The 8,687-nt window shown below is 70.3% G+C and carries 6 protein-coding genes and 1 pseudogene; 4 read left to right on the forward strand and 3 right to left on the reverse strand.

Annotated features, from left to right (window positions below; genetic code table 11):
• Window positions 1–125: 125 nt before the first annotated feature.
• The 3 genes from ND747_RS29030 to ND747_RS29040 all read right to left on the reverse strand — a co-directional run bounded on the left by ND747_RS29030 (window position 126) and on the right by ND747_RS29040 (window position 1,602).
• On the reverse strand, window positions 126–389 hold the full coding sequence (locus ND747_RS29030; protein WP_251737443.1) for a hypothetical protein: 264 nt from the start codon (window positions 387–389) through the stop codon (window positions 126–128).
• A gap of 98 nt (window positions 390–487) precedes the next feature.
• The gene (locus tag ND747_RS29035; RefSeq protein WP_251737444.1) at window positions 488–877 is read right to left on the reverse strand and encodes a hypothetical protein; all 390 of its coding nucleotides are present in this window, start codon (window positions 875–877) and stop codon (window positions 488–490) included.
• A gap of 233 nt (window positions 878–1,110) precedes the next feature.
• A complete protein-coding gene (locus tag ND747_RS29040; RefSeq protein ID WP_251737445.1) occupies window positions 1,111–1,602 on the reverse strand; it encodes a hypothetical protein in 492 nt (163 codons plus the stop codon).
• On the opposite strand from ND747_RS29040, the gene ND747_RS29045 reads away from it, so the two are divergent.
• From ND747_RS29045 to ND747_RS29060, 4 genes and pseudogenes are all read left to right on the forward strand, one after another.
• Window positions 1,589–1,963: a hypothetical protein gene (locus ND747_RS29045; RefSeq protein WP_374216353.1), complete on the forward strand. Its 375-nt coding sequence runs from the start codon at window positions 1,589–1,591 to the stop codon at window positions 1,961–1,963. The genes ND747_RS29040 and ND747_RS29045 overlap by 14 nt on opposite strands.
• A 455-nt stretch (window positions 1,964–2,418) precedes the next feature.
• A complete protein-coding gene (locus ND747_RS29050) occupies window positions 2,419–3,159 on the forward strand; it encodes a hypothetical protein (RefSeq protein ID WP_251737447.1) in 741 nt (246 codons plus the stop codon).
• Between the two features lie 40 nt (window positions 3,160–3,199).
• Complete coding sequence (locus ND747_RS29055; RefSeq protein WP_251737448.1) at window positions 3,200–7,294, forward strand: DUF6603 domain-containing protein; 4,095 nt, start codon at window positions 3,200–3,202, stop codon at window positions 7,292–7,294.
• A pseudogene (locus ND747_RS29060) lies at window positions 7,291–8,687 on the forward strand (hypothetical protein); the annotation flags it as partial. The gene ND747_RS29055 and the pseudogene ND747_RS29060, both read left to right, overlap by 4 nt.

The raw sequence follows: 8,687 nt of genomic DNA on the forward strand, positions 1-8,687 counted from the left end.
TAATAAGACCCGGGGGTGGGTGGGGGGGCCGCGCCATGCGGGGCCCGACGTTGGGGGGGGGGGCCACCCGGGCCCCCCCCCCCCCCCGGGGTGTGGCGGGGGCGCTCGCAGGGGGCGGGATGCGGTCAGGTGGGCGGGCGGGTGAGGTGGTGGATCGGGGCGGCCCGGCCGGTGCTGATCGCCGCGCCGGCGAGGGTCAGCAGGGTTTCGGCGATCTCACGGGGCACGAGGGTCCGTAGCCGGATGTCGGCGTAGTCGGCTGTGTAGGGGCCCTCGATGGGCAGCAGGAGTCGGGTGCTGGGTCGTAGCAGGTCGACGGCGAGGTAGTACCGGCCGTCGGCCGCCGGCCACCGTTCGAGGACGAAGCGGGGCGCGATGACGCGCGGCATGGGGCAACCTCCCGGTCAGGCACAGCCGGCGCTCCCGACGGCGGGATCCCTGCGATGAGGCAGAGCAATCAGAAGGGGGGCGTGGGCTGCGCTGGTGTTCAGCCCGGTTGGGCTGCGAGATGGGCACGGCGGCACACGCCGACCTGGCGTGAGGGGTGTCGCGGTGCCCTGGTGAGCGCACGGAGCGCCGTGGCCGGCCTGCTGGGGGTGTGCATGAGGGTGGCGGCGACGTGGCGGCCGTCGTGGACGCGGATCGGGGGTACCCCGGCCTGCGCGACGAGGTCGACGAACGTGGTCGAGATCGATGCGGGGTGCACGAGGTTGCCGTGCAGGGTGGTGAAGACCGGCCCGGTGGGGTCCCAGTCGAGGCCCATGGTCTGTCGTTCGTCGCGTTGACGTTCCCGGTGGCGGTGGAACTCCTCGACGGTCTGGTCGTCGAGGACCAGTTCGCGTATGCCGGCGTCGGTCTTGGGCTGGGTGAGGTGCACGTCCCAGCCGACGACGATGAGCTGCCACTGGATGAGGATCTTCTTGCTGTCGAGATCGACGTCGGGCCAGTGCAGGCCGCACGCCTCTCCTCGGATCGTTCGGGAGCTGACCCGGGAGCTTCCCTCCGGTGGGGCTGACGGCTTGGGTCTGCTGGCCTGGCTGGAAGGCGGCGCGAGGAGCGCATGGTGCCCCGGCGGGACGCTAGGGACACCATGCGCTCGGGAGACGCCGCTCAGCGCCTGGAGAGCAGGGAGTTGAGGCGCGTGAACAGCGCCTCGGCACGCTTGATCGTCGCCGCGTCGATAAGCGGCGCGAGCGTGGCCTGCTCGCGGAGAAGGACCGCCGCCGGCTTGTAATGGTTAAACGGCTTCTCGATCTTCCGCCTCTTGAACGCCGCGTCGATCTGCTGGACGACGCGGGGATCCTTGGAGTTGAGGCCCGAGGTCTTGATCGGGGTTGTGAGCTGGGAGTCGTAAGCGCGGTTGACGAGCCCGAGGTAGAAGTCGCGGTCGAACAGGTCCTCGACGTCGGCATCGGCCGTGCCGGTGAACTCGCTGATCTCGACGAGACCGTTCTTGGTGAGCTGGCCGTTGTCACGCAGGCGCCGGACGGCTCCGACATCCTTGGTGCTGGAGTCGACGAGGACCGCGACGTTCAGCTTGTTCGCGCCCAGGAGAGTCACGAAGGTCGACAGCTTCCCGGCGCCACCGATGGGGGTCTTCACCCAGCGGGGATCGAGTCCGGTGCCCCCGTTCGCCTCGGTGACCGACGCGACGTTTCTGGGCCCGGTCCGCACCGCGCCGCGCTACCGCTTCTGGTCGTTCCGGGACGAATTCCCCGGCCTTGAGGCGGTCGACGCCGACGGCTGGTCCGTCCCCGGCGAGCTGTACGCCGTCAGCTACGTGGTGCTGCGCGACCGGCTCCTTCCCCTCGAACCGCCCGAGCTCGAACTGTCCGTCATCGAACTGGCCGACGGCAGCGGCTCTCTGAGCATGCGGGTCCGCGCGAACGTGCTGGCCGGGGCGGTCGAGATCCGCCACCCCGATGGATGGCTCGGCCATCTCGCCGCCCGGAACGGCAGCTGACCTGGTCGCCATCGTAGTGGCCTGCCGGAACCTCTACGCACCGTTTCGGTCGCCGGTCGGCGTGGCACTCAGGTGCTGGCCGGCGACGCCGGCCAGCACGACCTGTCCGCAGGCTCGACGTTCGCTGCTTTCGCAGCTCACGGGTGTGGCGGCGAATGTCCGCGCCCCGGCCGCCGCCGTGCGGTCGCCGACGGCGGGCTCGCCGGCCTGGAAGATCCTCCGATAACTTTGCGTGACTATTCGTAAATTGCCTCCATCCGGAGTGAAGTTCCCTAATCTGTTGTTCGACGGAATTTTGATCGAACGTCCGGGTGTGGTGAGCGCATCCGTACCAAACCCCACTGCGTGCAACGGGAACTGGCACCGTGTCGCCGGCCACCTGGGACGGGTCCCGGCGCCGGAGTGGCGTGTCCCGAGCTTCATCCTGGTGGATCTTTGCTGTGCGGGGAGACATTGTGGAGCCGACACCGTACAACCTGATGATGGTGGAGGGCAACGCAAGGCTGGGCCATCCATATGGATCAGCCGATGATCTCGTGATCTCCAGTGTTTCGTCGGACGGAAAAAAAGTGCCGAAGAAGCGTGGTAGATCGTGTCACCATGTGGTGCCCTACAGTAAGCTGAGGGACTTCTGGAACAAGCTCGTCGAGAACAACATCATCGCGAGTCAGGAATTTCTGCGCGTGCTGCGGCAGAATCTCGATCGTCGGCAGTATGTCGATCTTCTGGAGCCTCGTGGAAATCTTGGAGGAAACGATGCGCGGGAGATCGTGAACCTGGCGAGGGACATCTATACGGGTGCGGTGTGCCATGCCAAGGAAGCCCGGAATCGCCCCCCTGGATGGGATAACCTCGTGCTGGTGTACAGCTGGCTCCCCGGGAATCTCTTCGTCGGCCCATCAGATCGCTGCGACGACCGCGGAGACGAGTTCGACCAGGCCTTCTTTGGTCTGGGGGGGGCAACGAAAAATCGCGTTTCGATTCTCACCGCGGCAAATACCATGATCCTCGCCTACCTGAAGCAGGGAGCAAGTAACAAGTCGGGTTTCGAGGCTGCTGAAGCTCTCAGCGGGGTGGTCCGGCTCCCGAGATTCATCGATTTCAACGGCAAGGACTGGATCTGGTATCCAGAGGGCGATTCCAGAAAGTCCAGGATAAAAGATATAGATGGGCCGCAGGCTATGGGGAATTCGTGAGCGGTGGACGTGAGGGGAACGTATCCGAGGGAGGAGTCCGGTGGATCTTGACGCCCTGAAGGCGCATCTTCTGGGCCTGGGTGATCCGCCCACGCTGCGGGCCGCGGACACCGCGCTTCCCGCGCAGATGCGCGCCCTGCTGGCGACCTTCCCGGACGGGGTCTGCCAGGGCGCGGCGGGCAGCGGGCAGCCGGCGGTGGACGCGGGGCGGACGACGCTCACACTCTCGCTCACCTGGGCGTCACCCACCTGGCCCGCCAGCGCCGCCGTGGCCGTGGCGGTGACGTGGGTGTCGGTGACCGTGACGAGCGAGGGCCTGGTCACCCTCGCGCTCGACGGCACGTTCGACGGGGTGCCGGTCGTGGCGACGGTCACCGTGGACGACCTCGGGCAACTGATCGCCGCCGTGCGGCCGGTGAGCACCGGCGCCTTCGCCGCGGAGCTGGAGAAGCTCGGCCGAACGCTCGGTGGTGACAGCGGCTGGCAGGCGGTGATGGACGGGCTGCGCGAGTTCGCCCTCGACCCGACCGACATCGCCGGTTTCGACTACCGCCTCGCCGTGAAGGCGTCGGCCGAACCGGTCGCCTGCCGGGTGGACGCCATGGCGCTCGTGGCCTCCCTCGCCATCAGGGCGTTACCGCTGGATATCGCGGTGTGGTTCCCTGGACTTTCCCTCACCGGCGCGCTGGCGACGGCACCGCCGATCTCGGTGCGGTCACTGCTGGAATCGTTCGACATACCCGGAGGAGAGGTGCCCGAGGCCCTGGCCGTCAGTGAGCTGACGTTCGCGGCCGACCTCGGGGACGCCTATCTCCTCCGGATGACGGCCACCGGGGATTGGCAGATCGGCGGCTCGCTCGCGCTCAGATCTCTGGCGCTGTACGTCTACTACACGAGCGCCGCGGGCTTCACCGCCAGTGTCGCGGGTACGGTGTCGATCGGCTCCGCACTGAGTGTCAACATCTCGGCCGCGAGGCTCGCCGGCGCGCAGGGCGGCTGGGAGTTCAGCGGAGGCCTTGAGGCGAGCGAGACCCTCGGTATGGCCGAGGTGATCGACGCGCTGGGGCTGACCGACGTTCCCGGGCCGGTCAGGTCCCTCGAACTCACCGCCCTGACGCTTTCGTACACCACCGGCTCGACCGCCCTCGCCTTCGTCTGTGAGGGGGATCTGACTATCACGGACGGGGTCAAGGCCACGCTTCGCGTGACAGTGACCCGTGACGACACGAGAACGAAGTACGGCGGCACGCTCGACGTCGACGGCTACACGTTCGAGGTTGATTTCGAGGCGGAGAGATCCGGCGCCGACATCCTGGTCGCCACGTATCACGGTGCCGCGGAGGGCACCGAAATCGTGCTGCGGGACTGGGTCGCGCATTTCTCCCCTGACCTTGCGGCCGACGTTCCCGACAGCCTGCGGATCGGGCTGAAGGACGCCAAGTTCGTGCGGGCGAAACCCGCGAGCGGCCCGGCCCATTTCTGCGTCGGTGTGGATCTCTCGGCGGGTTTCGACCTTTCCCAGCTTCCGCTCGTCGGCGGGTTCCTGTCGACGTTCGGCACGGTAAGTGTGGAGAATCTCCAGGTCCTTTACAGTTCCGGGGCCTTCGACGCGCCGACGGTCGCCTCGGTGAACCAGCTGCTCGCGGCGGCGAAGGTGGTGGCCCTTCCGCAGGCCGGGCTCGCGGCGGGCGTCGGCGCGCTGGCCGAGCTGCGGATCGGGAAGGAGAGCACCTCGGTCGCGCTCGGGGTGCCCTCCTCGAACGCCGGTGGCGGCGCACTCACCGGGGGATCCGACACCTCCGGCGCACCGGGCAGTGGCCCGAGCACATCCAGTACCCCGGATCCGTCCAGCACTCCGAGCACGTCCAGTACGCCGGACACCACGGGAACGGGCGCCTCCAGCGTCCACTGGGTATCGGTGGACAAGCAGCTCGGCATCGTCCACATCAACCGCGTGGGCGTGCAGTACCAACACAACGTGCTGCTGTTCGCGCTGGATGCCTCGGTAGCCCTTGGGCCGCTGGCCCTCTCGCTCGACGGTCTGGCGGTCGGCTCCCGGCTGGACAGGTTCGCACCGACGTTCCGCCTCGACGGCCTCGGGATCGGTTACAGCGCCGCCCCGGTGGAGATCTCCGGCGCGCTGCTGCACCTGCCCGATGACCAGCTCCCCAAGACGGTGGCGTTCCAGTACGACGGCACGGCCACGGTCGGCCTGCAGAGCTTCTCGCTGGCGGGACTCGGCTCGTACGCGCAGCTGAAGGACGGTGCGCCGTCGCTGTTCGTCTTCGCCCAGCTGGAGGCGCCGCTGGGCGGGCCGCCGCCGGTCATCGTCACCGGGCTGATGGCCGGGTTCGGCTTCAACCGCGAACTGACGCTGCCGGCCCCGCGGGAGGTCTCCGGCTTCCCGCTGCTGAGCCTGCACAAGCAGGGCCCCGACGCCGGGCACACACCCTCCCACGTCCTCGACGTCCTGGAAGGGCGGGAGCCGGCGGTGGCCGGCAGTCAGCCGCGGCGGTGGATCGCCCCCCGTGAGGGCTCGTACTGGCTGGCCCTCGGGGTGGAGTTCACCGTCGCCGAGGTGGTCAACGCCAAGGTGCTGCTGGCCGCGGAGATCGGCGCGGAGCTGGCGCTGGCCGTGCTGGGCCTCGCGACGATCCAGCTGCCGCTGCCCACCGAGTCCGCCAGCACCACCTACGTCTACGCGGAGCTGGGCGTGGAGGCCGTCATCCGGCCCCTCCAGGGCAGCGCCATCATCGCCGCGCAGCTCTCCCCGGCCTCCTACGTGCTGACGCCCGCCTGCCATCTGACCGGCGGGTTCGCCGCCGCGACCTGGTTCGGGTCCAACCCGCACGCCGGGCAGTTCGTCGTCACCCTCGGCGGGTACCACCCCGCGTTCACCCGGCCGTCCTACTACCCGGACGCGCCGCGGCTGGGGATCGACTGGGCGGTCAGCGACAGCGTGTCGATCAGGGCCCAGGCGTATCTGGCGGTCACGCCGTCGTGCGCGATGGCGGGCGCGCGCCTGGAGGTCCTCTTCCACTCGGGTCCCATCCGGGCCTGGTTCACGGCGCAGGCCGACCTGCTGCTGTCCTGGCGGCCGTTCTTCTTCGACGCGCGCATCTCAGTGAGCGTCGGCGCGTCCGGCACGGTCAATCTGGGGATCCTGCACGTCACGATCAGCGGTTCGATCGGTGCCACCCTGCACCTGTGGGGGCCGCCGACGGGGGGGTCGGTCACCGCGCACTTCCCCCTCATCGACGTGACCGTCGGATTCGGCGGCTCCCGCGGGGGGGCGCAGACCCAGGCGCTGGGATGGGACGTGTTCGCCAGCATGCTCCCGAAGCCGGCGGACGTCGTCACCATCGCGCCGGTCGCCGGCGTCGACAGCGCCGTGGCGGACGCGGGCGGTGGGGGCGGTGGCGGCGCGGACGGGAGGGTGTGGCAGGCGCGGGCCCGGGACCTGCGCCTGTTCACCCAGTCGGCGGTGCCGGCCAGCCACCTGCGCACGGGCGACGCGCACCTGGCCTCGGCCGAGCCTGGGGACGGCCCTCTGGTCGACGTGCGTCCCATGGACCGCACCGACCTGGTCGGTGAGCACCGGCTGAGACTCTTCTACGCGGACCGGCCCGCCTCGACGGACGGCTGGACGTTCACCCCCCGCACCCGGGGTGTGCCCGCGTCGCTGTGGGGTGCCCCGCCGATCCCGTTCAACCACACGCCGTCGGAACCCAGCGCCGAGGTGCTGGCCGACCGGCCGGTGGGCTTCGACGTCCAGGCGCCCCGGCCGGAGCTCAGCCCTTCCCGGGGGGTCTTCCCACTCAGTGAGTACAGCGAGGACGAGCTGCCCCCCGGCCTGTCGCCGCTGCCCCGGCAGCCGGCCGCCAACCGCGACTACCTCGGCGTGCCCGACCCGACCTGCGTGGAGCTGCTCGGGTGCCTCGACCGCGGCGACGCCAGGAGCGGACGTGAGCAGATGTTCGCCGCCCTGACCGACGCGAAGCTTCTCACTGATCTCGACGGCCGCATCGGCCCCGATGACCAGGCCCTGGCAGGTCTCGCGGCGGGCGCGGCCCATTTCTACAGCCAGGAGCCCATGGTCCAGAGCAGCACCGAGGACGCGGGGAACCGCACATGAGCCCGAGCCCGCAGCATCCCGCCCGCGACACGATCCCGATGGGGGACGTCGAGCTGCATGACCACTATCTGCCCGCCCTGCCCGCCGGCGACTACCGGATCGAGGTCACCCACACCCTGCGCGGTGGGGAGGGGGACGGCGCGCCGGTCGTCGGCGGGCCGTTCACGGCCGTCCAGAAGTTCACCGTCCGCGGCCCGCAGATGCGCATCGACGCCGACGCGGTGGTCGCCAGGCAGCCTCCCGACGCCTCGAGCGGCCGGTTCGCCGAGGTCCTGCCGCACGTGGTGCTCGGCGACCCCATGCTGGCGTGGGAACGCCCCCTGATCGGGGCGCCGCACGGCACGCCGTGGCTGGCCCTGCTGGTGCTCACCGACTCCCAGCTCATCGGCGGCACCACCGCCCCGACCCGCACCATCTCCGCCACCGTGGCGGACTTCCTGGCCGACGATCCCGCCGTGCTCAAGCCCGCGCTGACCCGGGAATCCGACGTCAGCCCGGACGACCCCTGCGTGTACATCCAGGTCGCGGCGGCCGACTTCCAGGCCGTGGCGCCGAGGCTGGACGAGCTGCGCTTCCTCGCCCACTGCCGCGGCGCCAACACCGGGGACCGGCCCATCCTGGGCCTCCAGGAGGACGGGCTGTTCTCCGTCGTCGTCGCGGGCCGCTTCCCGACCGCCACCCCGCCCGGCTCCGACCCCGGCTCCGACCCGGGGGCGGGCACGAAGAACATCGTGCATCTCGTCTCCCTGGAGGGCCATGAGCGGCTCCTCGTGGACGCGCCGGACTTCCAGGGCCGCTCCGCGGTGGCGCTGCTGTCCCTGAGCAGCTGGTCGTTCCAGACCCAGCCCGACCGCGAGGCCGACTTCGCCGACCTCGCCGAGGGGCTCACCCGCACGCCGTCCGGCGCCCAAGCCGAGCGCGAGGACATGTGGCTGCGGCTGCCCTCGCTGCCGCAGGACACCGACACCGCCGCCCGGCGGCAGGTGGCCCGCCGGCTCGGCGACGGGTACCTGCCGCTGCCCTACCTGACCCGGTCGGGCGAGGCCACCTTCGGCTGGTACCGAGGCCCGCTGGCCCCCGTGCTGCCCGCGGTCACCGACGCCGCGGCCCAGGCCACCACCGCCGACGCGCTCATCGTCTACGACCCGGCCTGGGGGAGCTTCGACCTGTCGCTGGCCACCGCGTTCGAGACCGGCCGGTCCCTCGCCCTCGCCGACGCCCCCTTCGCCCAGCACCTGCTCGCGTTCAAACAGGCCACCCGGCATCTGGTGGACTCGCTGCACCATCAGGCCACCAGCACCCACCTGCGGCAGGCCGAGGGAGACGGTCAGGCCGAGGGAGGCGGGCAGGGCGGTGGCGGGCAGGGCGGTGGCGGGCCCGCGCGGGCGGGGAC

It is taken from the genome of Frankia sp. R82 (assembly GCF_023716925.1).
Taxonomy (GTDB): domain Bacteria; phylum Actinomycetota; class Actinomycetes; order Frankiales; family Frankiaceae; genus Frankia.